At 63.6% G+C, this 24,948-nt stretch carries 21 protein-coding genes and 2 tRNA genes; 14 read left to right on the top strand and 9 right to left on the bottom strand.

The window, feature by feature from the left end; all coding sequences use genetic code 11:
• Nucleotides 1–31: 31 nt before the first annotated feature.
• Genes CEJ42_RS07725 through CEJ42_RS07715 form a run of 3 tightly spaced genes read right to left on the bottom strand, consistent with a single transcriptional unit; the run spans nucleotide 32 to nucleotide 2,594 of the window.
• Entirely contained in the window at nucleotides 32–1,003 is a 972-nt protein-coding gene (locus CEJ42_RS07725) for an ABC transporter substrate-binding protein (RefSeq protein ID WP_088750531.1), read from the bottom strand.
• Nucleotides 1,000–1,764: an ABC transporter permease gene (locus CEJ42_RS07720; protein WP_207760400.1), complete on the bottom strand. Its 765-nt coding sequence runs from the start codon at nucleotides 1,762–1,764 to the stop codon at nucleotides 1,000–1,002. The genes CEJ42_RS07725 and CEJ42_RS07720 overlap by 4 nt, the downstream gene beginning before the upstream one ends.
• A gap of 11 nt (nucleotides 1,765–1,775) precedes the next feature.
• The gene (locus CEJ42_RS07715) at nucleotides 1,776–2,594 is read right to left on the bottom strand and encodes an ABC transporter ATP-binding protein (RefSeq protein WP_079214547.1); all 819 of its coding nucleotides are present in this window, start codon (nucleotides 2,592–2,594) and stop codon (nucleotides 1,776–1,778) included.
• A 522-nt stretch (nucleotides 2,595–3,116) separates the two neighbouring features.
• Here CEJ42_RS07715 and CEJ42_RS07710 point away from each other — a divergent pair.
• From CEJ42_RS07710 to CEJ42_RS07660, 11 genes are all read left to right on the top strand, one after another.
• Nucleotides 3,117–3,428 (top strand): hypothetical protein, encoded by a 312-nt coding sequence (locus tag CEJ42_RS07710; protein WP_079214546.1) that lies wholly within the window; start codon nucleotides 3,117–3,119, stop codon nucleotides 3,426–3,428.
• A 214-nt stretch (nucleotides 3,429–3,642) separates the two neighbouring features.
• Nucleotides 3,643–4,131: an MgtC/SapB family protein gene (locus CEJ42_RS07705; RefSeq protein WP_079214545.1), complete on the top strand. Its 489-nt coding sequence runs from the start codon at nucleotides 3,643–3,645 to the stop codon at nucleotides 4,129–4,131.
• Nucleotides 4,132–4,143: 12 nt separating this feature from the next.
• On the top strand, nucleotides 4,144–4,461 hold the full coding sequence (locus CEJ42_RS07700) for a YnfA family protein (protein ID WP_088750530.1): 318 nt from the start codon (nucleotides 4,144–4,146) through the stop codon (nucleotides 4,459–4,461).
• Nucleotides 4,462–4,884: 423 nt separating this feature from the next.
• The gene (locus tag CEJ42_RS07695) at nucleotides 4,885–6,192 is read left to right on the top strand and encodes an MFS transporter (protein WP_088750529.1); all 1,308 of its coding nucleotides are present in this window, start codon (nucleotides 4,885–4,887) and stop codon (nucleotides 6,190–6,192) included.
• 28 nt (nucleotides 6,193–6,220) lie between these two features.
• Nucleotides 6,221–8,800: a nitrite reductase large subunit NirB gene (gene nirB / locus CEJ42_RS07690; protein WP_088750528.1), complete on the top strand. Its 2,580-nt coding sequence runs from the start codon at nucleotides 6,221–6,223 to the stop codon at nucleotides 8,798–8,800.
• Nucleotides 8,801–8,822: 22 nt separating this feature from the next.
• Nucleotides 8,823–9,185 carry a nitrite reductase small subunit NirD gene (gene nirD / locus CEJ42_RS07685; protein WP_088750527.1) on the top strand — a complete coding sequence of 121 codons (363 nt, stop codon included), beginning with the start codon at nucleotides 8,823–8,825 and terminating at the stop codon, nucleotides 9,183–9,185.
• Between the two features lies 1 nt (nucleotide 9,186).
• Complete coding sequence (locus CEJ42_RS07680) at nucleotides 9,187–10,425, top strand: NAD(P)/FAD-dependent oxidoreductase (RefSeq protein ID WP_088750526.1); 1,239 nt, start codon at nucleotides 9,187–9,189, stop codon at nucleotides 10,423–10,425.
• A 22-nt stretch (nucleotides 10,426–10,447) separates the two neighbouring features.
• Nucleotides 10,448–13,189 carry a nitrate reductase gene (locus tag CEJ42_RS07675; RefSeq protein WP_088750525.1) on the top strand — a complete coding sequence of 914 codons (2,742 nt, stop codon included), beginning with the start codon at nucleotides 10,448–10,450 and terminating at the stop codon, nucleotides 13,187–13,189.
• A gap of 107 nt (nucleotides 13,190–13,296) precedes the next feature.
• Complete coding sequence (locus CEJ42_RS07670) at nucleotides 13,297–13,656, top strand: hypothetical protein (protein ID WP_088750524.1); 360 nt, start codon at nucleotides 13,297–13,299, stop codon at nucleotides 13,654–13,656.
• Between the two features lie 111 nt (nucleotides 13,657–13,767).
• Nucleotides 13,768–13,844: transfer RNA gene (locus CEJ42_RS07665), tRNA-Pro, on the top strand.
• Nucleotides 13,845–13,927: 83 nt separating this feature from the next.
• A tRNA-Arg gene (locus tag CEJ42_RS07660) sits at nucleotides 13,928–14,004 on the top strand.
• A gap of 198 nt (nucleotides 14,005–14,202) precedes the next feature.
• Here the strand turns inward: CEJ42_RS07660 and CEJ42_RS25460 are convergent.
• The 5 genes from CEJ42_RS25460 to CEJ42_RS24440 form a co-directional block, all read right to left on the bottom strand.
• Entirely contained in the window at nucleotides 14,203–14,481 is a 279-nt protein-coding gene (locus CEJ42_RS25460) for an integrase core domain-containing protein (protein ID WP_476729726.1), read from the bottom strand.
• Nucleotides 14,381–14,674 (bottom strand): hypothetical protein, encoded by a 294-nt coding sequence (locus tag CEJ42_RS25455; RefSeq protein WP_476729725.1) that lies wholly within the window; start codon nucleotides 14,672–14,674, stop codon nucleotides 14,381–14,383. The genes CEJ42_RS25460 and CEJ42_RS25455 overlap by 101 nt, the downstream gene beginning before the upstream one ends.
• A 365-nt stretch (nucleotides 14,675–15,039) precedes the next feature.
• Entirely contained in the window at nucleotides 15,040–15,222 is a 183-nt protein-coding gene (locus CEJ42_RS25450; protein WP_476729724.1) for a transposase, read from the bottom strand.
• Between the two features lie 311 nt (nucleotides 15,223–15,533).
• Complete coding sequence (locus tag CEJ42_RS07650) at nucleotides 15,534–17,159, bottom strand: ankyrin repeat domain-containing protein (RefSeq protein WP_129587684.1); 1,626 nt, start codon at nucleotides 17,157–17,159, stop codon at nucleotides 15,534–15,536.
• Between the two features lie 654 nt (nucleotides 17,160–17,813).
• The gene (locus tag CEJ42_RS24440; protein WP_129587683.1) at nucleotides 17,814–18,122 is read right to left on the bottom strand and encodes a hypothetical protein; all 309 of its coding nucleotides are present in this window, start codon (nucleotides 18,120–18,122) and stop codon (nucleotides 17,814–17,816) included.
• Nucleotides 18,123–18,432: 310 nt separating this feature from the next.
• On the opposite strand from CEJ42_RS24440, the gene CEJ42_RS07645 reads away from it, so the two are divergent.
• Nucleotides 18,433–20,730, top strand: coding sequence for a tetratricopeptide repeat protein (locus CEJ42_RS07645; protein WP_088750522.1), 2,298 nt, complete (start codon nucleotides 18,433–18,435; stop codon nucleotides 20,728–20,730).
• A 22-nt stretch (nucleotides 20,731–20,752) separates the two neighbouring features.
• Here CEJ42_RS07645 and CEJ42_RS07640 read toward each other — a convergent pair whose 3' ends face one another.
• Entirely contained in the window at nucleotides 20,753–21,208 is a 456-nt protein-coding gene (locus CEJ42_RS07640; RefSeq protein ID WP_088750521.1) for a GNAT family N-acetyltransferase, read from the bottom strand.
• 270 nt (nucleotides 21,209–21,478) lie between these two features.
• Between CEJ42_RS07640 and CEJ42_RS07635 the strand changes: the two genes are divergently transcribed.
• A complete protein-coding gene (locus CEJ42_RS07635; protein ID WP_207760398.1) occupies nucleotides 21,479–22,930 on the top strand; it encodes a DUF3300 domain-containing protein in 1,452 nt (483 codons plus the stop codon).
• A 238-nt stretch (nucleotides 22,931–23,168) separates the two neighbouring features.
• Nucleotides 23,169–24,851, top strand: coding sequence for a peptide chain release factor 3 (locus CEJ42_RS07630; RefSeq protein ID WP_079214529.1), 1,683 nt, complete (start codon nucleotides 23,169–23,171; stop codon nucleotides 24,849–24,851).
• Nucleotides 24,852–24,948 lie beyond the last annotated feature (97 nt).

Raw genomic sequence — 24,948 nt, 5'->3', positions numbered from 1 at the left:
GTCCGCCATGGCATGCGTCGCGCTTGCTTGCTTACTTGCCGGCCTTCTCGGCAAAGCTGTTGTCGACCGCGCTGTCGTAGCTTACCTGGCCCTGCTTGATATTGCCGATGGAAATCTGCAGGTCGAGACCGGCCTGGAAGGCTTCCTTGGAAATCGACGGCGTGGCCGGGTAGATCTTCTGGTCCAGCATGCGCTTCACCGCCGCGCGCACCACGCTTTGCTCGAGCTGCGGGAATTCGGCGATGGCCACCTTGTAGGCGACCTCGGGCGTGGTCTGCATCAGCTTCTCGGCGTCGGCGATGGCCGAGACGAAGCTTTGCACCATCTGCGGCTTTTTCTCGATGGTCGACTTCAGGGTGTCGATGGTGGAGAAGGCGTACACGCCGTCATACTGCTTGGCGAAGTCGTGCACGATCTTGTAGCCGCTGGCCAGCGCCTGCTCGACCTGCGGCTGGTACAGCGTCGCCGCCGCCGCGCGGCCGGCCGTCACCGGCGCAATCTCGGTGCCGATGGCGACCGTGTTGAGCTTGACCGCGCCATCGATGCCCTTCTGCTTGAGCAGCGCCTGCAGCAGGTAGGTGCTGGTGGTGGGCGGGATCGCGGTGGAGATGGTCTGGTCCTTGAGGTCGGTGATCGACTTCACCGTCGAATTGCCCGGTGCCACCGTCCACACCGGCACGCCCGACACCACCATGGCGACGTTGATCAGCGAGGCGCCCTTGAGGTTGGCCAGCACCGCGGTCATGGGATCCTGCAGCGAGAAATCGGCATGGCCGCCGATGACCGCCGCCACGCCCTGCGCGCCGCCGCCGGCGGTGACCTTCTGCACCTCCAGGCCGCGCTTGGCGAACAGGCCCTCATTCATCGCCACGTACAGCGGCAGGTACTGGATCGACTGGAACGCCTGGTAGATCACCGCCTTCTCGGCCGCCATCGACGGCAGCGACGCGGCGCAGCCGAGAACCAGCAGCGCGCCGGCGGCGGCATTGCGGATGGACTTCATTGTTCGCCTTTCCATGAAATAACCCTTTCTTCTGTCAGTTGTACAACCCAGGTGAGCAAGGCCGCCATCAGCGTGAGGATGATCACCCCGAGCCAGACGGTATTGAGGTCAAACAGCGAGCCGGCGACGAACACTGCGTGTCCGAGGCCGTTCTCGGAGGCGATGAATTCGCCCACGACCGCGCCGATGAGCGCGAAACCGATGTTGATGCGGAAGATGGAGAAGATCCACGGCACCGAGGCCGGCAGGATCAGTTTCTTGAAGACCTTGGCGCGCTGCGCCTTGAACGACTTGAAGAGATTGAGCAGGTCGCGGTCGACCTCCTGCGCCGCCGCGCACGAGGAGATGATCGCCACCGCGAAGGTGGAGATGCCGGCCAGCCAGATCTTGGAAATCATGCCGGAGCCGAACCAGATGATGATCAGCGGACCCAGCGCGATCTTGGGGATGCTGTTCAACAGGATGGAGAACTGCTCGACGATGGCCGAGGTGCGCGGATAGAACCACAGCACCAGTCCCAGCACGATCCCCAGGCCGCTGCCCACAAGCAGGCCGAGCAGGGTTTCCCACAGCGTGACCCAGGTGTCGTAGAGCAGCTGGCCCTGGGTGAAGCCGATCACCGCCGACTTGTAGATGCCCAGCGGCGAGCCCAGCAGCTGGCCGTTGATCAGGTTGGCCTGCGCGGCCATCTGCCACAGTACGACCGCCACCACCAGGATGGTGGAGACGATGGCGGTGGCGCCGGTGTTTTTGCTTTTCATGCTTCCCCCGCTCAGGCGTTCACGGCCGGTTGGACCGCCGCGTTGGCGACGTCGCTGGCGCGCAGCGCGTTCCAGATTTCCTTGTGATAGCGCGGAAACTCCGGCGCCCCGCGCGCGGTGACGGCATCGCGCGCGCCGTTGCTGCCCTCCACCGTCAGCACGATGTGCTCCTCGCGCATGATTTTGGCCGGACGGCCGCCCAGCACCACGATGCGGTTGCTCATGGCGATGGCCTCGTCGATGTCGTGCGTCACCAGGATGACGCTGGTGCCCTCGCTGCGCGTCAGGCTGATGACGTCGTTCTCCAGCATCAGGCGGGTCTCGTAGTCGAGCGCGGAAAACGGTTCGTCGAGCAGCACCACGGTCGGATCGGCCAGCAGCGTGCGGCATAGCGCCACGCGCTGCTTCATGCCGCCCGAGAGCGAATGGGGATAGGCGCCGGCCACCGATTCCAGCCCGTAGCGCGCCAGCATGGCGCGGGCGCGGCTGCGGTCGGCGTCGGTCACGTCGCGCTGCAGCTCGATGCCCAGCACGGCGTTGTCGAGGATGGTGCGCCAGGGCAGCAGCAGGTCCTTCTGCAGCATGTAGGCGATGGCGCCGGGACGGCCGTCCTCGCGCGCGCCCAGGGATATCTTGCCGGCGGTGGGCTTGAGCAGGCCCGAGATCAGGTTGAACAGCGTGCTCTTGCCGGCGCCGCTGCGGCCGACGATGGCCACGATCTCGGCCTTGCCGACGCTGAAATTGAGGTTCTGGAATATGCGGATCTCTTCATCGTTGCTCTTGATGAAGGCATGGCTGAGGTTGCTGACTTCAAGACGGTTCTCCAACATGTGCTCCCGAAGATGCCGGCCCGGCCTGGCGGCGAGTCGAAGTGATGGCCCGATCAGATTATGCATAATGCATAATGCATTCATAAGCACGAGCCATGCCAGCCATCTGCAGCGACTACCCCCACCCTCGCCCGCTGGCCGGCAATCCGCGCCGGCTGCGGCTATCGGGCAACCAGGCACGGTCCGGGGCAGGCGCCGCGCCGCCGTTTCGCCTGCCCGCAATCCGGGCAAGCGCATCCATGAACGCGCACGATCCGCACGATCCGCGCCCTCAACGCGCGCGCACTGCACGTTCACCGCACATCGCCGGCCAAGAACAGCGGGCAATGATGAGCCCCCACGGATGAGCCGCCCACGCGACGCACGCGCGCAGGCTCAGCAGCAAGCGCCGTCATCCAGGTACGAAAGCGCCGACACCGCTTTCGATGTGCGTCCGACTGCCACGCGGGGCCACGAGGTCTAGCATGGTCTCAACGGCTCGCACAACGCGGGACGCCTGCAACCAGACAAGGAGAGACCCATATGTCATCGCAAGCGACTTTGAAATTCCTCGGCGCGGCCATCGTGGCGGCCGCCTTCAGCACCGGCGCCATGGCCCAGGCCTCCAGCGCACCGGGCGCGGCCCCTGACAACGGCGCGCCGACTTCCGGCGCTGCCGCCAACAGCGACAGCGGCAGCAAGTCCACCCACAAGGGCATGCGCAAGCACAAGGCGGAAAAGGACAACAGCTCCAAGGCCAATCCGAATGCCAAGGACATGAAGGACGGCCCGCTGGGCACCGCGCCGGGCGGCAACAGCGGCACCTCGGGCGCGTCCGGTTCGGGCAGCCAGTAAGGCCGCCGGCAACCAATGAACTGCGAGGGCATCGTGAACCCGGCGCCCGCGCGACATTTGCTTGAGCGAGGCATGGCGTAGCCTCCACCTAGTCCCGCCATGCCTGATTGCCCCGCCCTGACTGGCGGGGCTTTTTTGCGTCGGCCTGCACGGCGCGCAAGGTTACAATCTGGCCTCACCACGGCGAGCGCGCCGGGATCTCTTCGCCAAGGCCATGACCGACCACCTGGAAATCTTTTACCGCCTCCTCATCGCCATGCTGATCGGCTGCGCCATCGGCATCGACCGCAACCTGCGCGGCAAGCCCACCGGCATGAAAACCCTGGGCCTGGTGGCGCTGGGCTCGGCGCTGGTCACCATGGCGGCGATGAATTTCGCGCTCGACGCCGACGGCTACCATGACGCGGTCAGCCGCGCGATCCAGGGCGTGATCACCGGCATCGGTTTCCTGGGTGCGGGCGTGATCATCCATGAGCAGTCTTCCGAAAAGGTGCGCGGCCTGACCACGGCGGCCTCGATCTGGGTCACCGCGGCGGTGGGCATCGTCTGCGGCGTGGGCTGGTGGCGCGTGGCGCTGATGGCCACGGCACTGATCCTGCTGCTGTTTACCGTGGGCCGCCGGGTCGAGCATTTCCTGCACCGGCAATGGATGCGCAAGAGCGACGTCGAACGCGCCGACATCAGTTCGCGCGAAGAAGACTGAGCCGCCCCGCCGATGAAAACGCTGCTGCTCTATCTTTGCACCGCCCTGGCCGAGATCGTCGGCTGCTATCTTCCCTGGCTGTGGCTCAGGCAGGACCGCTCGGTCTGGCTGCTGCTGCCGGGCGCCGCCAGCCTGGCGCTGTTCGCCTGGCTGCTGAGCTTGCATGAGGCCGCGTCCGGGCGGGTCTATGCGGCCTATGGCGGGGTCTATATCGCCGTGGCCATCGTCTGGCTGTGGCTGGTGGACGGCGTGCGCCCTTCGGCATGGGATGTGGCCGGCATGGCGGTGGCGCTGGCGGGCATGGGCATCATCGCCTTCCAGCCGCGCTGAAGTACGCCGCCCTCCCATACACTCCCCTGCATTGCCTTTCCGGCAAGAAACGGGAGCAAGAAAGCGGCGCATCATTTCCGCCCATGCTGCTGCCTGCGCTGGTGCAATGCAGTGCACCATCTGCGCGCACCCCGCACCGCAATACATCATGAAATGATATATATCCGGCGCATCGCTCTTCCCTGCGCGGCATCTTCCTGATCCCCGCTCTCCTCTGAAAACCCTTTCCGGACGGCGCTTTGCGGCATATCCGCGTCGCTGGCACGGGCTTTGCTCATACGACATCAGGATCAAAGGCGATCCCACCAATTACTGATGCTGGTCTAACGATGGATCCGCAACGCACAAGGACAATGGCGTCCGCTTGACCCGAGGCAATGCCCGGAATCAGGCGGGCGCCTTTTTGCTTTCAAGGGACGGGAAATGACCAAAGCCAACCGCATCGCGTTGTTTTCGCTGGGCACGCCCCAGATGCGCGCCTTCCACCTGACGTGGATGGCCTTCTTCATCTGCTTTTTCGCGTGGTTCGCCTGCGCGCCGCTGATGCCTGTCATCAAGGGCGAGTTCAACCTCAGCGCCGGACAGATCGCCAACATTAATATCGCCGCCGTGGCCGTGACCATCCTGGTGCGCCTGGTCATCGGCCCGATGTGCGACCGCTTCGGCCCGCGCAAGGCCTATACCGGCCTGCTGCTGGCGGGCGCCGTGCCGGTCATCGGCGTGGCCTTCGCGCAGAGCTATGAAAGCTTCCTGTTCTTCCGCCTGCTGATCGGCGCGGTCGGCGCCAGCTTCGTGATCACGCAGTACCACACCTCGGTGATGTTCGCCCCCAACGTGGTGGGCACCGCCAACGCGGCCACCGCCGGCTGGGGCAATGCCGGCGGCGGCGTGGCGCAGGGCCTGATGCCGCTGCTGATGGCGGCGCTGATCATGCTGGGCGTGTCGCACGGCTGGGGCTGGCGCGTCGCGTTGCTGGTGCCGGGCGTGCTGATGATCGTCATGGCCGCGCTCTACTGGCGCTACACCCAGGACTGCCCGGAAGGCAATTTCGATGAACTGCGCGCCGCCGGCGTGAGCATCGAAAGCGGCAAGAAAGGCGGCTGGGCCAGCTTCAGGATGGCCGCCGGCAACTACCGCGTGTGGATGCTGTTCGTCACCTACGGCGCCTGCTTCGGCGTGGAGATCTTCATCCACAACATCGCCGCCATCTATTACGTGGAGCACTTCAAGCTGTCGCTGGAAGCGGCCGGCATCGCCGCCGCCAGCTTCGGTCTCCTGGCCCTGTTCGCGCGCGCGCTGGGCGGCTTCATCTCCGACAAGGTGGCGCTCTCCGGCGGCCTGAACCGCCGCGCCACATTGTTGTTCGTGATGATGCTGGGCGAAGGCCTGGGCCTGCTGTGGTTCGCCCATGCCGGCAGCGTCGCCGGCGCGGTGATCGCGATGCTGTGCTTCGGCCTGTTCACCCACATGGCCTGCGGCGCGACCTACGCGCTGGTGCCCTTCATCGACCGTCGCGCCCTGGGCGGCGTGGCCGGCATCATCGGCGCCGGCGGCAACGTCGGCGCGGTGGCGGCGGGCTTCCTGATGAAAGGCCTCGGCAACACGCAACAGACGCTGTCGATGCTGGGCGTGCTGGTCACCATCTCGGCGCTGTGCGCGGTGGCGGTGCGCTTCACGGCATCGGACAAGAACGACGAGCCGGCGCTGGTCGACAACAAAGTGGCAGCCTGAGGACTGAGGAGCAACCCAAATGAGCGCAATGAACATCATCGTCATCGGCCACGGCATGGTCGGCCACAAGTTCCTGGAATGCATGGCCGAGAGCGGCACGCCGGGCCTTCATCTCAAGGTCACCATCCTGTGCGAGGAGCCGCGCCCGGCCTACGACCGCGTGCACCTCTCCGAATTCTTCTCCGGCAAGAGCGCCCAAGACCTGTCGCTGGTGGCGCCGGGCTTCTTCGACGCCGGCCGCAGCCCGGTCGAGTTCGACCTTAAGCTCAACGCCAAGGCCCAGCGCATCGACTGCGTGGCCAAGAGCGTAGTGGTCAACGTCGGCGGTGTGGAAGAAACGCTGTCCTACGACAAGCTGATCCTGGCCACCGGTTCCTACCCTTTTGTGCCGACGGTGGCAGGCAACCAGCGTCGTGACTGCTTCGTCTACCGCACCATCGAAGATCTGGAGGCGATGCTGGAATGCGGCAGCCGCGCCAGGAGCGGCGTGGTCATCGGCGGCGGCCTCCTGGGGCTGGAATGCGCCAAGGCCCTGCGCGACATGAAGCTCGACACCCACGTGGTGGAGTTCGCCCCGCGCCTGATGGCGGTGCAGATCGACGAGAGCGGCGGCCGCATCCTGCGCCAGAAAATGGCCGACCTCGGCGTGACCGCCCACACGCAAAAGAACACGCTCGAGATCGTCGACGGCAAGACCCATACTCACCGCATGAACTTCGAGGACGGCTCCCATCTCGAGACCGACATGATCGTGTTCTCCGCCGGCATCCGCCCGCGCGACGAACTGGCGCGCGAGGCCGGCCTGAAGGTGGGCGACCGCGGCGGCATCGTGATCGACAACGCCTGCCTGACCTCGGACCCCAGCATCTACGCCGTCGGCGAATGCGCGCTGTGGAACGGCAAGATCTTCGGCCTGGTGGCGCCCGGCTACGACATGGCGCGCATCGCCGCCAGGCACTTGCTGTCGCACCTGGACGATGCCGCCGAGGTGCCGCAGTTCAACGGCGCCGACATGAGCACCAAGTTGAAGCTCATGGGCGTGGACGTGGCCAGCATCGGCGACGCCCACGGCAAGGAAGCCGGCAGCCGCTCCTTCCAGTTCACCGACGAGCGTCGCCAGATCTACAAGAAGATCGTGGTCTCCGAATCCGGCAAGCACCTGCTGGGCGCGGTGATGGTGGGCGACGCCGCCGAGTACGGCACGCTGCTGCAGATGATGTTGAACAAGATCGAGCTGCCGGAGTCGCCCGAGTTCCTGATCCTGCCGCAATCCGACGGCAAGGCGAAACCCGGCCTGGGCGTGGACGCCCTGCCCGACTCGGCGCAGATCTGCTCCTGCAACAACGTCTCCAAGGGCCAGCTGTGCGCGGCCGTGGCCTCGGGCGTGACCACCATCGGCGAACTGAAGTCCTGCACCAAGGCCGGCACCGCCTGCGGCGGCTGCGTGCCGCTGGTCACGCAGGTGATGAAGGCCGAGATGAAGAAGCAGGGCCTGGCCGTGAACAACCACGTGTGCGAGCACTTCCCCTATTCGCGCCAGGAAGTCCACCACCTGGTGCGCGTGGGCAAGATCAAGAGCTTCGAGGAGCTGCTGCAAAAACACGGCCGCGGCCTGGGCTGCGACATCTGCAAACCGATGGCGGCCAACATCCTGGCCTCGGTGTGGAACGACTTCGTGCTGAAGAAGGAACACGCCGGCCTGCAGGACTCCAACGACTACTTCCTCGGCAACATCCAGAAGGACGGCACCTATTCGGTGGTGCCGCGCATGGCCGGCGGCGAGGTGACGCCGGACGGACTGATCGCCGTCGGCGGCATCGCCAAGAAGTACGGCCTGTACACCAAGATCACCGGCGGCCAGCGGGTGGACCTGTTCGGCGCGCGCGTAGACCAGTTGCCCGACATCTGGGAAGAGCTGATCGCCGCCGGCTTCGAGACCGGCCACGCCTACGGCAAGTCGCTGCGCACGGTGAAGTCCTGCGTGGGCTCGACCTGGTGCCGCTACGGCGTGGGCGACAGCGTGGGCTTCGCGGTGCGCCTGGAGAACCGTTACAAGGGCCTGCGCTCGCCGCACAAGATCAAGTTCGGCGTCTCCGGCTGCACCCGCGAATGCGCCGAAGCGCAAGGCAAGGACGTGGGCATCATCGCCACCGAGAAAGGCTGGAACCTCTACGTATGCGGCAACGGCGGCATGAAGCCGCGCCACGCCGAGCTGATCGCCTCCGACCTCGATGAAGCAACGCTGACCCGCTATGTCGACCGCTTCCTGATGTTCTACGTGCGCACGGCCGACCGCCTGCAGCGCACCAGCACCTGGCGCGAAAACCTGGAAGGCGGCATCGAGTACCTCAAGAGCGTGGTCATCGACGACCGCCTCGGCATCGCCGCCGAACTGGAAGCCGACATGCAGCACGTGGTCGACACCTACGAGTGCGAATGGAAGAAGGCCGTGACCGATCCTGAAACGCGCAAGCGCTTCCGCCACTTCGTCAACAGCCGCGCCGCCGACGGCAACATCAGGTTCGTGGAAGAACGCGGCCAGATCCGCCCGGCGACGACGGCGGAGAAGAAGCTGCTGGAAATCCCGGTGGTGGCCGAACCGGCCTAAGCAAACAGCAACAGGAGTCAGCATGCACAGCGACCAACAAATCCAGCACTGGACCCCCATCTGCGACCTGGCCGACATCGTGCCCAACACCGGCGTCTGCGCGCTGGTGAACGGCGAGCAGGTGGCGGTGTTCCACGTCATCGACAGCACCGGCGGCGCGCACGAAACGCGCGTGTTCGCCATCGGCAACTACGATCCGAACTCGGAAGCGGCCGTGCTGTCGCGCGGCCTGGTGGGCAACCTGGGCGAGCGCATCGTGGTTGCCTCGCCGATCTACAAGCAGCACTTCGACCTGCAGACCGGCGAGTGCCTGGAAGAACCGGCCAACTCGGTCCCGGCCTGGCCGGCGCGCATCGAGGCGGGCCAGGTCTGGATCGGCGCCTGACATGAGCGCCCCGGCCAACAAGGCAGGCAAGCCGTCGCTGGTAGTCATCGGCAACGGCATGGCCGGCATGCGCACGGTCGAGGAATTGCTCAAGCTCGCTCCGGAGCTGTACGACATCACGGTGTTCGGCGCCGAGCCCCACGGCAACTACAACCGCATCATGCTCTCGCCGGTGCTGGCCGGCGACAAGAGCATCGCCGACATCATGCTCAACACCCGCGAGTGGTATGCCGAGAACGGCATCACCCTGCACGCCGGCGATCCGGTCGAGCAGATCGACCGCCGCCGCCGCACGGTGCGCGCAAGAAGCGGCGTCGAGGTGCGATACGACCGCCTGCTGCTGGCCACCGGCTCCACGCCCTTCATCATTCCGGTGCCCGGCCATGAGCTGCCGGGCGTGATCGCGTTTCGCGACATCCAGGACGTCGACGCCATGCTGGAGGCGGCGCGCACGCATCGCCACGCGGTGGTGATCGGCGGCGGCCTGCTCGGCCTGGAGGCGGCCAACGGCCTGATGCGCCAGGGCATGGATGTGACCGTGGTGCATGTCTCGGACACGCTGATGAACCAGCAGCTGGACAAACCCGCCGCCGCCCTGCTGAAAAAGGCGCTGGAAGCCAAGGGACTGCGCTTTCTGCTCAACGCCAATACCGCCGAGATCGTCGGACCGGAGCGCGTGACGGTGGTGCGTTTCAAGGACGGCACCGAGATCCCCGCCGACCTGGTGGTGATGACCGCCGGCGTGCGGCCCAACATCGGCCTGGCCAAGGCGGCCGGCCTGCACTGCGAGCGCGCCATCATCGTCGACGACACGCTGCAGACCTACGACCCGCGCGTCTATGCCGTGGGCGAATGCGTGCAGCACCGCAAGGCCACCTTCGGCCTGGTGGCGCCGATCTGGGACCAGGCGCGCGTGTGCGGCGCCCACCTGGCCGGCGCCGGCCATCGCCGCTATGTACAACAGGCCACGGCGACCAAGCTGAAGGTCACCGGCGTCGACCTGTACTCGGCGGGCGACTTCATCGGCGGCGAAGATACCGAAGACCTGGTGGTACGCGACCCGCGGCGCGGCGTCTACAAGCGCCTGGTGCTGCGCGGCAGCCGGCTGGTAGGCGCGGTGCTGTACGGCGACGTCAAGGACGGCCCCTGGTACTTCGACCTGATCCAGACCGGGCGCGACGTCTCCGCCTTCCGCCGCGAGCTGCCCTTCGGCGAAGCGATGTGCAAGCAAGCAGCATAAGCCGCATTAAAGGATAGCCCACGTGAATTTGTCCCAGACCCCGATCGCGATCGCCGTCGCCACCACCCAGACCACCTGCCCCTACTGCGGCGTGGGCTGCGGCGTGTCGGCCTCGATGAAGGACGACGGCAACATCGCCGTCAAGGGCGACGAGCTGCATCCCGCCAACAAGGGACGCCTGTGCGTGAAAGGTTCGGCGCTGGGCGAGACGGTCGACCTCGACGGCCGCCTGCTGCATCCGAAGATGCGCGGCGCCGACGGCCAGATGCGCCGCGTGGCGTGGAACGATGCGCTCGACGCGGTGGCGTCGAAGTTCTCGTCCATCATCGCCGAGCACGGCCCCGACGCGGTCGCGCTGTACGTCTCCGGCCAACTGCTGACCGAGGACTACTACATCGCCAACAAGCTGATGAAGGGTTACGTCGGCAGCGCCAACATCGACACCAATTCGCGACTGTGCATGTCCTCGGCGGTGGCCGGCCACAAGCGCGCCTTCGGCGAAGACCTGGTGCCGGTCTGTTATGAGGACCTGGAACTGGCCGACATGGTGGTGCTGGTCGGGTCGAACGCGGCCTGGTGCCATCCCATCCTGTTCCAGCGCATCGCGAAGATCAAGGAGACGCGCCCCCACGCCAGGCTGGTGGTGATCGACCCGCGCCGCACCGCCACCTGCGAGCTGGCCGACCTGCACCTGCCGGTCAAGGCCGGCACCGACGTCTGGCTGTTCAACGGCTTGATGAGCTACCTGGCGCATCGCGGCGCGCGCGACAACGCCTTCATCGACGCCCACACCAACGGCTTGAACGAGGCGCTGGCGGTGGCCGACGCCGATTGCGCCGATCCTGCCACGGTGGCGCGCATCTGCAAGGTCGACCTTGAGGACCTGCTGGCCTTCTACCAGGCCTTCGCCGAAACGGAGAAAGTCGTCACCGGCTTCTCGATGGGCGTGAACCAGTCCTCGGCCGGCACCGACAAGGTCAACAGCATCATCAACTGCCACCTGCTCACGGGCCGCATCGGCAAGCCCGGCATGGGGCCCTTCTCCATCACCGGACAACCCAATGCGATGGGCGGGCGCGAAGTGGGCGGCCTGGCCAACATGCTGGCCGCGCACATGGACCTGGACAACGCCCTGCACCGCGACATCGTGCAAGGCTTCTGGGCATCGCCGCGCATGGCCGACAAGGTCGGCCTGAAGGCGGTCGACCTGTTCCACGAGATCGAGGCCGGCCGCGTCAAGGCGGTGTGGGTGATGGCCACCAACCCCATGGTCAGCCTGCCGGACGCCGACCTGGTGCAGCGCGCGCTGCAACGATGCGAACTGGTGGTGTCGTCGGACGTGATCGAGCAGACCGACACCAACGCCTTCGCCCATGTGCTGCTGCCGGCGCTGGCCTGGGGCGAGAAGGACGGCACCGTGACCAATTCCGAGCGCCGCATCTCGCGCCAGCGCGCCTTCCTCACGGCGCCGGGCGAGGCGCGCGCGGACTGGCGCATCATCTGCGACGTGGCGCAGCGCATGGGCTTTAACGGCTTCGACTTCGACGGACCGCACCAGATCTTCGACGAGCATGCCCGCCTGAGCGCCCATCGCAACGGCGATGCGGACCCCACCAAGGCGCGCCGCGTGCTGAACCTGTCGGGACTGACCCGCATGGACAAGAAGGGCTACGACGCCATGCAGCCGATCCAGTGGCCGGTGCAGCGCCTGTCCGACGGCAGCGCGGCCGGCACCGCGCGCGTGCTGGAAGACCTGCGCTTCACCCACGCCGACGGCCGCGCCCGCTTCGTGCCGACCGCGCCGCGCGGCCCGGCCAACCTGGCCTGCGAAGAATTCCCGCTGGTGCTCAACACCGGCCGTGTGCGCGACCACTGGCACACCATGACGCGCACCGGCAAGTCGGCCACGCTGGCCAGCCACATCCCGGAAGCCTTCATCGACATCCATCCGCAGGACGCCCTGTTGTATGGCGTGCGCGAAGGCGGGCTGGCGCGTGTATCCAGCCGCTGGGGCGCCATGGTGGCGCGGGTGCAGCACGGCGGCGGCATCCCGCGCGGCAGCGTGTTCGTGCCTATCCACTGGAACAACCAGTCGGCTTCCGACGCGCGGGTGGGCGCGCTGGTCAATCCGGTGGTGGATCCGGTGTCGGGCGAGCCCGAGTTCAAGCACACGCCGGTGGCGATCGAAGAATTCCGCGTGTCCTGGCACGGCTTCATCCTGACCCGGCACGCGCTGGCGCTGGACGACATCACGCACTGGACGCGCGTGCAGGGCCGCGACTTCACCCGCTATGAGCTGGCCGGCCGCAGCCACATCGCCGATCACTCTGGATGGGCGCGCAAGCTGCTGGGCGTCAGCGACCTGGACGCCGACTGGCTGGAATATGAAGACCTGACCGACGGCAGCTATCGCGCCGTGCATGTGGTGGACGACCGCATCGACATGTGCCTGTTCATGTCGGCCCGCCCCGACCTGCCCTCGCGCTCGTGGCTGTCGGGCCTGTTCGCCAAGGACCGGCTGGAAGAAGCCGACCGCGTCGGCCTGCTGGTCGGCCAGCCGATCGAAAAAGGCGCCGACACCGGCCCGACGGTGTGCTCGTGCTTCGGCGTGGGCCGCAACACCATCTGCAACGCGATCCGCGAAAAAGGCCTGAAGGAAGTCGGCGAGGTCACCGCCTGCCTGAAGGCCGGCGGCAACTGCGGCTCCTGCGTGCCGGAGATCAAGAAGCTGCTGGTAGAAGTCCGGGTGACGACCTCCGTTTGATTATTGGACTTATCTAGAATTTATTCGATTTTTCAATCTTTATTTGGAACCTACCAAACAAACCCTCGCCGTCCGCACCTAAGCCTCCACATCACTCGGAGCACGGCATGCCAACTTCCTTTTACCCCATCGTCCTCTTCCTGCTCGGCAGCCTCGCGAACCTCGCGCTCGCCGAAGCGCCGTCGCAGGTCCGCGCCGAAACGAGCCTCGGCAGCGACACAGCAAGATGGACCAATGGCGTCCCGCTGCGCGATTTTGCCGAGCAAAGCAAGGACCTGCCGGCAGCGCCCTTCCCGCGCCTGATGCCATCCGTCTCGCGGGGCGAAGCGTTCGGAGAAATGGCCGCATGCAATGCCGCGGCTTTCCTGGGGAGCAAGATTGACGGAGGGTGTTTCGATTCGGCATTCATCCGGCGGCAGAAGCAAGACGCGGCGCGCGAATATCGGCCAAAGGATGCAAGCCAGTAGCCGGTGGAGGCACGAACGGCCAGGCCGTCTTGAGCCCGGAAACCGGCGCAAAGCAATAGAATCAACAAGAAAGTTGACCTGAGCGCCGCATCGGGCTATTATCTCGCCTCTCGGAGTGTAGCGCAGCCCGGTAGCGCACCTGGTTTGGGACCAGGGGGTCCAAGGTTCGAATCCTTGTACTCCGACCACACATTAAACGGGCTGTCGATGACAGCCCGTTTTCTTTTCCGGAATCGTTTTTCGTTCCCGCGGTTCAAAAACGCTTCCGTCTCTGCCCTTAGCTCAACCGGATAGAGCAACGGCCTTCTAAGCCGTAGGTTAGGGGTTCGATTCCCTTAGGGCAGGCCAATTCTTCTGACAGTTTCCCCTTGCAGATCAGGCACTTAGGACATTATCCGGCGGGACGCTTTCGCCAAGATGAAAGCGGAATTTTACAGGATCACTGCACCAAACCTACCACGTCCATTTCGGTGTGATATTGGGGTATTAACGAGAATTAGGGCAGAATGTAAACTGCGCTGACCTGCGTCGGCAATTTGCATCCAGTTAGGCAGTGAGTCGGTTGTCGATCATATTCGATTCCAGCCAGGCTCGACGGACCGTAGCTGGAGGTTGGTACTGATGTGCACTATGCGGCCTGCGTTCGTTGTAGAACTGACGCCATCTTTCGATCAGCACTTTCGCCTCGGCCCGGCTGCGAAACCACTCCCTGTTAAGCAGTTCGTCACGTAACTTGCCATTGAAGCTTTCCACGAATCCGTTCTGCCATGGACTGCCTGGTGCGATGAAGGCAGGTCCAACGGAGGCATCCCGTAGCCATCGCATGACCTTGGCCGCTGTGAATTCGGCTCCGTTGTCCGACCTTACATAGGCTGGCTTTCCATGTAACCGCACCAACCGCGATAGCGTTAGGATGACATCCTGGGAGCGCAAACTGCGCGGCAACTTCGATGGCCAGGCATTCCCGGGTGTATTCATTGATCACGCACAGCATCTTCAACGGGCGCCCGTCTACCATCTGGTCATGAACAAAGTCGTAGCTCCAGACCGAATTAGGCTTGGTTGCTCCAGGTAGCCGAATATCATTGCCGCATCGACGCCTCCAAGGCCGCTTTCGTGGAATGCCCAGTTTGAGCTCGCTCCAGAGCCATCGCACTCGGGACTCGCCCAAGGCCAGCTAAGCAGACATACGTAGATAGCCGAAGCGAGGGACCTCTTGCGATGCCGCGATGAGCTGCTGCGTCAGACTCCGGTCCTTTTCAGGTTGTAGCAACTGATAACCCGCTACCCGCCGGCTCAGTTCCAGATAACGACATGCCTTGCGTTGCGACAGCCCCCGACGAGTAAGGACTTCCAGCGCTTCGCGCCGGCCCGCGGAGGTCATCATTTTTTTCGGCTTAGCTCCTTCAAGCCATCAATCACCAGCAACTGTTCCGCCATCATGCGTTTGAGCTTGTCGTTCTCGGATTCAAGCTCTCTGAGCCGCCGGGCATCCGATACATCCATACCGCCAAACTTATTTCTCCAGCGGAAAAGGTTTGCTCCGTAATGTTGTGGCGCTTGCACGGATCTACCGTCGCAATCTCTTTGCTCTCTGTTTTCCGCAAGATGCTGATGATCTGTTCCTCCGCAAATCGCTTCTTCATTGAGTTCTCCTTGACGTTAGCATAAAGAACTCACTTACCCGGTGGCTACAAAATTCGTCTCAGGTCACTAATCGGCCCGCAACGCCACGATGGTCACAGACGCGTGATGACGCCGACGGTGCTGGTCATATGCGGCGTCATCGTCGGTCGTGCCGTCGGAAGGGCTTTCCTTATTGGCTGCGATTGCCACAGCGAGCGCGGCGATCATCAGCTTGTCGTCCCCGCCCGGGGCTACAACGGCGGACGGCCGGCAAGCTCGACTTCATAGGGGGTGCCGTCAGGGACCCAGTTTGTCTTGCCAAACAGATCCGTACTGCCGATGATCTCCTTTCCACTGTGCAAGCGAATTACATAATTGGCGTTCACGATCAGCTGTCCTCCGTCATAGATCAGCGTCAGTCTCCGGTCCGCCTTACCCTGCTGCGCGCCCAGATCGATCAATGCTTTTCGTGCATCGCCTTCAAGCTTGTTGGCGCTGCGCAGGTAATTCAAGATCGTGGCCCCATACCTGTTGCGCGCATTCAATGGCAAGCCTGCCTTGACCAGGATGGCGGCCATCTCAGAGAAATTCTCCTTCATGTACAAGTAAGCCAACAGGGTATTACCCTCCTGGTCGCGCCAGCGCGGATTGGCCCCATGATCAAGCAACAATTGCAGGACTTTCGCATCCTCGGCCATCACCAGCTCTTCGGACGACGCCGATAGAGAAGCGCCCGCATCCAGGAGTGCCGCGATGGTGTCGGGATTGGCATAGAGCATGGCGACATACATGGTGGAGCCCCCATCGTAACCAGACACGTTCACGCGCACGCTTGGCGCGGCCAGAAAGGCCTTGGTAAAGGCGGATCCCAAGCTAATGGCTTTATGCAATAGCGGTGTCTTTCCTACCACTTCATTGGGGTCTGCGCCATGTGCCAGCAGCATCGCGACAATTTTCGCTTTCCTGTCCTGCGTGGCTCTTGAGAGCAGCGAACGTCCATTTGGCTTGGAATCAGCACGCAATCCACGCTTGAACATCAGTTCGAACACCGGCAAGACGCGTGATTCATTGTCGACATTGGCTGTATCCCCGTTCATCGAAGTAATGTGTTTCGTAGATTCTTGCAGTGCCTCAGCCAGTCGAGGTAAATCAGCCACGTCAACCCGCTCGACCAGCCAGGTTGCAGCCGGATAGTTGTTATACCTCATCGCATTTTCCGCCGCATCGGCTAAAGAGCAAGAAGGCGGCGGTGTGGTCCACACCTCCTTGGTAAGGAACTCCAGGCCCTGCGGGTCGATATATAGCGCCAATTTGCAGAACATATTGCCATTTTCTTGTAACTGTCGGCGCAGCGATGTGCTGGACTTGTATAGCCTGCGCGCTACTGCAACGTCACTGGGTTGATGCAGTGGCGACACGCTCCAATCGGGCGTACCCAGGGCTTGCATGAACCGCGACGAGGGATCACTCCAGCGATGGGATGTGTCGGTAGCATAGTCAACGAAGGTTGTTGCAGGACCGAAGATCGCCAGGCCCGCCTTGTCTGCCATGACCGCCATTCCCCCTAGGGAAAGCAATTGCAATACGAACAGAATCGATATTGGCTTCCTTTTCCAAGGTTTCTGGATAAAAACGTAGGCCACTAGCAGTAGCGCACTGACAAAAGCGCAGTGCCAAATAATGGCGGATAGCCCCTGTAACAAGTAGACAGCACCTAGGCCGGCCATGCCGCTGGCACTGAAGCTGGCCGACGACACAGCCAGGAACGCCAGTGGAAATGGCGCCCATAGCAGCAGGCCCGACACGAAAAGCACAACCGAGCCGCTGCGAATGCGCTCTGGGATGGTCTTGGACTGAGGTACTTCAGAGGAATCCATGGAAAACACCGTCAGGAGTGAATGTGAGGACAGCCAGATAAAAAGCGGATTGGCGCTTTTTGTAATTTTCCTTGCATATTTCGGATGCTTCTGAACATCGGGTTCGGTCTGAGCTGGACACTCAGATCGAAACTAGATGGACAGTGTTTCGGAAGCCTGGACAAGTAGTCCGGCAATCGCTGCGCGCGATGAATTCCGTCTTTCTGGAGCGACGGCTCTATGCCGGCGGCCTGTAACGGCAGTCTGAGTAGTTACGGTGACGCGCACCACGCGATACGGCGTGACAGATCTTACGGGGATCTTTCGGATGCCATCATCGGTGACCAGATATTACGCGAGGTCGGTCGGGGAAACGTTTGAGCCTGGCACGTCGCCGCCAAGCAGTGGCCCATATCAGAATAAGTTTGAGCCTCGCTGAATGTTGGATCTGCCGGGCGCTCCATCTTCACCGTTCCTCGGTTCGTTATGCTGACCATCTGCTTCAAAATCAATGATTTCACAAGCCGTGTGGTGCTGAAAATTGCGCATTATTGTTACTTCCCTCAATGATTCCCAGGGGAGCTTTATTGTGGTGAGCGTCCCCATTTTTTAGTCGGCGAAAAGGGCGGCAGGAATTAGTTCACGAGAAATCCATTCCCAACTCACATTGCGACCTTAACTGGATGGCATTCCCCCCTGTTTGGCCTCTATCCGGTAATCCACGGAATTGGCTACCAACCAAAAACCATCTAGCGGGCAGATATCTCCAGTTCTAGCTCGGATCCTGGCTGCAAGCTGATTTTCGTTCGGCTCGCTTGAGAATTTCTCGCTTATTTTCTCGACAGCCTCTTTGAGCGCAACAAAGAAATCCCATGTTCCAAGATCTCTATCCGTAAAAGGTGTGATATCCATCATGTAGAGCTGCAGATATCGTTGCGAAAAATAGGAAACTTCGTGCAACAACGCCCCGGTTTTATCGTGCATCCGCATCGTTCAATATCCGTGGGGGTACTGCCGTCTCTTTTCTCGGCTGAAACAATCACGAATCGCAGCCCATCTCGCAGATATTCAAAACGTGCATCTGAAAGGTGACGGAACAAGGCATATTCGGTCCCATCTGGAAGTTTAAAGACTAAGATCCGTTCCGCTGTCCAATAAAGGTAATAACGTGTAGTAGTCGCGCTCTGATCTGACAGCCCCCAGTTTCCGGGGCATAGCCGATCTCCTTTACAATCACCGGTTTCGTCACGCCCTGTGCGCTTCGCGCCGCGGCCCTTCTTTTCCGACACGAACCATGACGCCCCAGATTCAATCGCTGCTGCCTCAAGCCGTCCAGTATTTCGATCAGGGCAATCTTGATGCGGCCGAACAGCTCCTCAACAAGGTGCTGCAGATGCACGCCAAGAATTTCGACGCGCTGCTGATCCTGGGCGTGATCAAGGGCATCAAGGGCGAGCAGCAGGAAGCCATCCGCTTGTTCCGCAAAGCGGTCGTCGCCGAGCCCAACAACAACTGGGCGCAATTCAACCTGGCCAAGGCCCTGTCTGAAACCGGCAAGGACGAAGAGGCCATTCCCCACCACAAGAAAGCGGTGCAGCTGGCGCCCCAGCATGCCGATGCATGGCTGAACTACGGGGTGTCGCTCAGCGCGCTTGACCGGCCGGCCGATGCGGCGGCTTGCTACGAAAGGCTGATCGGCTTCCACCCCGATTACTTCCAGGCCTGGTCCAATCTCGGCCTGGTGCTGCACAAGCTGGAGCGCTACGAGGAGGCGCTGCAGGCGCTGGACAAGGCCTTGTCGCTCAACCCGCAACTGATCGAAGCCTGGGTCAACAAGGGCGCCGTGCTGCGCAAGCAGGACCGTTTCCAGGAAGCGCTGCAAGCCTACAACCAGGCCTTCGGAATCGATCCGTCGAATGCCGACGTCTGGCTGCAGACCTGCCTCACCTTCCGCGAATTGCGCTGGAACGCGCCGGCGCTCGATGCCGTCCAGCGCGCGATCGACCTGCGCCCCGACGATGCGCAAGTGTGGAGCATCAAGGGCGAGATCCTGGCGGACCTGCAGCGTCATGCGGAAGCGCTGGAGGCATTTGATCGGGCCCTTGCGCTGCGTCCGGATTTCACGCTGGCCTTGCTGTGCAAGGGCATGTGCCTGTTCAGCCAGAAGCGCTTTGCCGAGGCCGCTTCCGTCTATGAGGCAACCATGGCGCAGGGCGAGGAGCCGGGCGCGCTCTATGCCCTCGGCCATTGGCTGCTGAGCAAGTTGAGCGCGTGGGACTGGTCGGGGCTGGAGGATGCGCTGGCCAGGGTGCAAGCCACCATCGAACAGGGCCGTCCCGGCACCGATCCGTTCCCTGTAGTCGCCGCCTTCGACGATCCCCGACTGGAGCTGCTGGGCGCCGGACTGTATGCCGCCGCCCTCTTCCCGGATCGGCGCGACGGCGCAGCCTGGCCGCTGCCGGCCGCAGGCGAACGCATCAAGATCGGTTATTTTTCCGCCGACTTCCACAACCACGCGACCATGCACCTCATGGCGGAGTTGTTCGAGAAGCACGACAAGTCGCGCTTCGAGATCGTCGGCTTTTCGTACGGTCCGCCGGTCGAGGATGCGATGCGCAAGCGCGCGGTGGCGGCAATGGACAGCTTCATCGACGTGCGCGAAAAGAATGACCAGGAGATCGCCGCGATGGCGCGCGCCGCGGGCATCGATATCGCCGTTGACCTGAAGGGTTATACGGGCGAGCACCGCATCGGCATCTTCGCGCGCGGCGCGGCGCCGGTGCAGGTCAGCTACCTGGGCTACCCCGGCACGCTCGGCGTGCCCTATATGGACTACATCATCGGCGACGGCGTTGTCATCCCGGCGGGCTCGGAGGCGCACTACGCGGAACAGGTGGTGCGACTGCCGCATTCCTACCAGGTCAACGACCGCGCGCGCACGATCAGCGACAAACGCTTCTCGAGAACCGAACTGGGCCTGCCGGAAGACGGCTTCGTCTTCGCCAGCTTCAACAACGGCTACAAGCTGGCGCCGGAGAGCTTCGACATCTGGATGCGCCTTTTGCATGAAGTGCCCGGCAGCGTGCTGTGGCTGCTGCATACGGATTCCGACGCCTGCGACAGGCTGCGCGAAGAGGCGCGGCGCCGGGGCGTGGCTGCCGAGCGGCTGGTGTTCGCCCCCTTCATCGAACCGTCGCAACACCTGGCGCGCTACCGGATGGCTGACCTGTTCCTCGACACCTTCAGCTACAACGCCCACACCAATGCCAGCGATGCGCTCTGGATGGGATTGCCGGTCGTTACCCGGGCCGGCCATTCATTCGCCGGCCGGGTGGCGGCCAGCCTGTTGAGCGCTGCGGGCGTACCGGAACTCATCACCCACAGCAACGAGGAGTATCAGGCGCTGGCGCTGGAACTGGCGCGCGACCGTGAAAAGCTGGCGGCATTCAGGCACCGGCTGGACCAGCAGCGCCTGTCGTCGCCGCTGTTCGACAGCAGCCTGTTCACCCGCCACCTGGAGCACGCGTATGTCCACATGCACCAGCGGCGCGCGGCCGGGCTGCCGGCTGAAGCCTTCGACGTGGCGGCCTGAGCAGGCCGCTTTCAGGAGGGAATCACTGGCCCTGCGAGGTATAGATATCCGGCCGCGAAATGTGCCAGACGAAATCGCCGCGGTTGATCGCCTCGAAACCACAGCGCGCATACAGCCACGGCGCGGTCGAGGTGGTCAGCATCACGCGACGCAACTTGAGCAGCGTCGGATGCTGGTTGCAGGATTCGATCAGCCAGCGGCCCAGGCCGTGACCGCGCAGGTCTTCGATCATGAAGACGTCGCACAGGTAGCCGAAGGTGGCGTGGTCGGTCACGACGCGGGCGAAGCCGATCTGCTGGCTGCCGCGATAGACGCCGAAGCACAGGCTGTTGGCGATGGCCGTGCGTACGGTATTGAGGTCGATGCCGGGCGACCAGCTGGAAGCGGTCAGCACGCTATGGATCAATGGGATGTCCAGCCGGTCGGGATCGGTATCGATGAGGAAATCATCCCGCCGCCAGATCAGGTGTTGGCTCATGCTCTTCCCTTGCTTCAATGAATGATTGGAATGTTGTAGTAGAAACAGTTTAGCTTTTGCGCCAATGCTGCGCCAGCACAAAGCCGGTCGGCCGGCGACATCACTTGCCAAGCCGGCAACATCGCGCGCGGCGTCCAAGGCTTGAAACACCGCTTGCAATTCCGTTACACCTCCTTCAGCGCTACTGGCCGAACATAGGATCACCGTTCATGCGCCGGGGTTCGCTTGTGTATCCCTCCCCGGCGCGGCACAACAATTCAGGAGGGCAACGTGAACAAGAAAACTCTGGCCTGGGCCGCCTGCCTCGTATTCTCGCTGGTATCGGGCATGCCCGCAGCGCAGGCGCAATCCGCCTATCCGCCGCCGCCGGCGTCTTACTCCCAGGAGCAGCTGGACCAGATGCTGGCGCCGGTGGCGCTCTACCCCGACTCCCTGCTGGCGCAGGTGCTGATGGCGGCCACCTATCCGCTGGAAGTGGTGCAGGCGCAGCGCTTCGTCGAGGCGCGCCCCGGCCTGCAGGGCGACGGCCTGGCGCGCGCGGTGGCGCCGATGCCCTGGGATCCCAGCGTGAAGTCGCTGGTGCAGTTCCCCTCGGTGCTGGCGATGATGAATGACCGGCTGGACTGGATGCAGCAGCTGGGCCAGGCCTTCCTCGCGCAGCAGGGCCCGGTGATGGATACGGTGCAGAACCTGCGCGAACGCGCACAGGTTGCCGGCAGCCTGCAGTCCAGCCCGCAGCAGCGCGTGCTGGCCGATGACGGGCTGATCATGATCGAGCCGGTCGATCCGCAGGTGGTCTATGTGCCCTACTACAATCCGGTGGTGGTCTACGGCAGCTGGTGGTGGCCTTCGGCGCCGCCGGTGGTGTGGACGCCGCCGCCGCGCTATCGCCCGCCGCACTACAGCCCGGGCGTGACGGCCAGCATCAGTTTCAGCAGCGGCATCGGTGTGATGCGCGCGGCCTTCGGCGATGCGCGTCCCGACTGGCGCCAGCGCCAGGTGATGGTGACGCAGACGCGCATCACCAACGTCACCAACAACAACGTAACCAACAATGTCACGGTCAACCGCAACGTCACCGTGAACCAGCGCCCGGTGGCATGGCACCACGACGCGCGCTATGGCGGCCAGCGTTACCAGCAGCACCCGAACCCGCCGCAGGCCAACAATGGCCGGGCCGAGCCGCCGCGCTCGCCGGCCCCGCAACAGGCGCAGGCACAAGTGCCGTCGGCTCCGCAGGCGCGCCCGGCCGCTGCCCTGCCGCCACCGCCGGCTGCAGCGCCCGGCCCGCAGCAGCGCGTGATCCAGCAGGATCAGGAGCGCCAGCGCCAGGCCAGGGAGCAACAGGCTGCCCAGACGCGCGAAGCCCAGGCCCAGCAGCATCAACGTGAGCAGCAGGCGCATGATCAGCAACGCCAGCGCGAGCAGATAGCCAACGACCAGCAGCGCCAGCGGGAACAGATGGTGCGCGAACAGCGCCAACAGCAGCAGGCCCAGGAGCGCCAGGTGCAGCAGCGCCAGCAGCAGATGCACGATACGCAGGCGCGCCAGGCCGAGCAGGCGCGGGACCAGCAACGCCAGGCGCAGCAGCAGCAGCAGCAGCAGCAGCAGCGCCAGCAACAGGAGCAGGCACGCCAGCAGCAGGAACAGGGCCGGCACCAGCAAGAGCAAGCCAGGCGCGAGCAACAGTCGCGCAACGACCGTCGCGACGATGGCAAGTGAGCGGCCAGGCGAGCGGCTTCCTGGCGTTTCCGGCGGGACCTGTTGCCCGCCGGAAAACCGGGCTTGGCGCGATCCGGATCGGGTATAATCCTGCACTTTCCAGAGTTTTCCGAACATGCCGCGCGCGCCCGCAAGGTCGCGCATGCGAGGCCATCAAGGGTTGGATTTTCCAGCCCTTTTTTCATTGGCCTTCCCCGGGCCATGTGACGGCGCTTTGCCCCGAACCGACAGATCCGACATGCAAGAACCCAGCAACGACATCAATGGCGCCGACATCGACGCTACTGCAGGCGCCGCCGATTCCGGCGAGCGTAAAGTCTCGACCGACCTGATCGCGCGCGAAGTAAAGCGCCGCCGCACCTTCGGCATCATTTCCCACCCCGACGCCGGCAAGACCACGCTGACCGAAAAGCTGCTGCTGTTCTCCGGCGCGATCCAGATGGCGGGTACCGTGAAGGCGCGCAAGAGCGCGCGCCATGCGACCTCGGACTGGATGGAGATCGAAAAGCAGCGCGGCATCTCGGTGGCCAGCTCGGTGATGCAGTTCGAATACCGCGACCACGTGGTGAACCTGCTCGACACCCCGGGCCACCAGGACTTCTCGGAAGACACCTACCGCGTGCTGACCGCGGTCGACTCCGCGCTGATGGTGATCGACGCGGCCAAGGGCGTGGAAGAGCAGACCATCAAGCTGCTCAACGTCTGCCGCATGCGCAACACCCCGATCATCACCTTCATGAACAAGCTGGACCGCGAAACCCGCGATCCGCTGGAACTGCTGGACGAGCTGGAATCGGTGCTGAAGATCCAGTGCGCGCCGGTGACCTGGCCCATCGGCATGGGCAAGAACTTCCGCGGCGTGTATCACCTGCTGCGCGACGAGATCATGCTGTTCAAGGCCGGCGAAGAGCGCGCCAACGGCAACGTGGAAATCATCAAGGGCATCGACAATCCCAAGCTGGCCGAGATGTTCCCGATGGAAATCGAGCAACTGAAGATGGAAGTGGAGCTGGTGCATGGCGCCTCGCATCCCTTCAGCCTGGAGGACTTCCTGGCCGGCGTGCAGACCCCGGTGTTCTTCGGCTCGGCGGTCAACAACTTCGGCGTGCGCGAGATTCTCGACGCGCTGCTGGACTGGGCCCCGGGCCCGGGCGGCCGCGATGCGACGGTGCGCGAAGTCAAGCCGGTGGAAGAACCGTTCTCCGGTTTCGTGTTCAAGATCCAGGCCAACATGGACCCGGCGCACCGCGACCGCATCGCCTTCCTGCGCGTGTGCTCGGGCCGCTTCGAGCGCGGCATGAAATTGAAGCACCTGCGCCTGAACCGCGACATCAAGGTGTCTTCGGTGGTGACCTTCATGGCCTCGAGCCGCGAACAGGTGGAAGAAGCCTACGCCGGCGACATCATCGGCCTGCCCAACCACGGCAACATGCAGATCGGCGACAGCTTCTCCGAAGGCGAGATGCTGCAGTTCACCGGCATCCCCTACTTCGCGCCGGACTTCTTCCGCGTGGCGCGCATCCGCAATCCGCTGAAGATCAAGCAATTGCACAAGGGCCTGCAGCAGCTGGGTGAAGAAGGCGCAGTGCAGGTGTTCAAGCCGGTCACCGGCAGCGACCTGATCCTGGGCGCGGTGGGCGTGCTGCAGTTCGAAGTGGTGGCCAGCCGCCTGCTCAACGAGTACGGCGTGGACGCAGTCTTCGAAGGCACCAGCATCAGCAGCGCGCGCTGGATCACCTGCGAGGACAAGAAGAAACTGGCCGACTTCGAGAAATCCTCGGCCGGCGCCAACCTGGCGGTCGACGCCGCCGGCAACCTGGCCTACCTTGCCAGCTCGGGCGTGAACCTGCGCCTGACGCAGGAGCGCTGGCCGGAGGTGGTGTTCCATGCGACGCGGGAGCATGCAGCGAAGCTGGATTGAATTTCGTCGCCATGTACTGAAAAACGCCCTGTCAGGCCGCCTGACAGGGCGTCTTTGTTTTTGCCGCACATGCCGGGATATCGGCGCTGCCACATCT

This window comes from Herbaspirillum robiniae, assembly GCF_002213415.1.
In the GTDB taxonomy this organism is placed as follows: Bacteria; Pseudomonadota; Gammaproteobacteria; order Burkholderiales; family Burkholderiaceae_D; genus Herbaspirillum; species Herbaspirillum robiniae.
Note: the sequence above shows the minus strand (reverse complement) of the source record. Positions and strands in the feature narration are given on the sequence as shown.

Excerpts from the sequence above, each read along its gene's own strand:
- CEJ42_RS07710 (WP_079214546.1), top strand. The coding sequence starts at position 3,117 with ATGTCATCGCAAGCGACTTTGAAATTCCTCGGCGCGGCCATCGTGGCG.
- CEJ42_RS07640 (WP_088750521.1), bottom strand. The coding sequence starts at position 21,208 with ATGAGCCAACACCTGATCTGGCGGCGGGATGATTTCCTCATCGATACC.
- CEJ42_RS25460 (WP_476729726.1), bottom strand. The coding sequence starts at position 14,481 with ATGCGATGGCTACGGGATGCCTCCGTTGGACCTGCCTTCATCGCACCA.
- CEJ42_RS07695 (WP_088750529.1), top strand. The coding sequence starts at position 4,885 with ATGACCAAAGCCAACCGCATCGCGTTGTTTTCGCTGGGCACGCCCCAG.
- CEJ42_RS24440 (WP_129587683.1), bottom strand. The coding sequence starts at position 18,122 with ATGCACGATAAAACCGGGGCGTTGTTGCACGAAGTTTCCTATTTTTCG.
- CEJ42_RS07725 (WP_088750531.1), bottom strand. The coding sequence starts at position 1,003 with ATGAAGTCCATCCGCAATGCCGCCGCCGGCGCGCTGCTGGTTCTCGGC.
- CEJ42_RS07705 (WP_079214545.1), top strand. The coding sequence starts at position 3,643 with ATGACCGACCACCTGGAAATCTTTTACCGCCTCCTCATCGCCATGCTG.
- CEJ42_RS07650 (WP_129587684.1), bottom strand. The coding sequence starts at position 17,159 with ATGGATTCCTCTGAAGTACCTCAGTCCAAGACCATCCCAGAGCGCATT.
- nirD (WP_088750527.1), top strand. The coding sequence starts at position 8,823 with ATGCACAGCGACCAACAAATCCAGCACTGGACCCCCATCTGCGACCTG.
- CEJ42_RS07645 (WP_088750522.1), top strand. The coding sequence starts at position 18,433 with ATGACGCCCCAGATTCAATCGCTGCTGCCTCAAGCCGTCCAGTATTTC.
- CEJ42_RS07670 (WP_088750524.1), top strand. The coding sequence starts at position 13,297 with ATGCCAACTTCCTTTTACCCCATCGTCCTCTTCCTGCTCGGCAGCCTC.
- CEJ42_RS25455 (WP_476729725.1), bottom strand. The coding sequence starts at position 14,674 with ATGGTAGACGGGCGCCCGTTGAAGATGCTGTGCGTGATCAATGAATAC.
- CEJ42_RS07700 (WP_088750530.1), top strand. The coding sequence starts at position 4,144 with ATGAAAACGCTGCTGCTCTATCTTTGCACCGCCCTGGCCGAGATCGTC.
- CEJ42_RS07715 (WP_079214547.1), bottom strand. The coding sequence starts at position 2,594 with ATGTTGGAGAACCGTCTTGAAGTCAGCAACCTCAGCCATGCCTTCATC.
- CEJ42_RS07630 (WP_079214529.1), top strand. The coding sequence starts at position 23,169 with ATGCAAGAACCCAGCAACGACATCAATGGCGCCGACATCGACGCTACT.
- CEJ42_RS07720 (WP_207760400.1), bottom strand. The coding sequence starts at position 1,764 with ATGAAAAGCAAAAACACCGGCGCCACCGCCATCGTCTCCACCATCCTG.
- nirB (WP_088750528.1), top strand. The coding sequence starts at position 6,221 with ATGAACATCATCGTCATCGGCCACGGCATGGTCGGCCACAAGTTCCTG.
- CEJ42_RS07680 (WP_088750526.1), top strand. The coding sequence starts at position 9,187 with ATGAGCGCCCCGGCCAACAAGGCAGGCAAGCCGTCGCTGGTAGTCATC.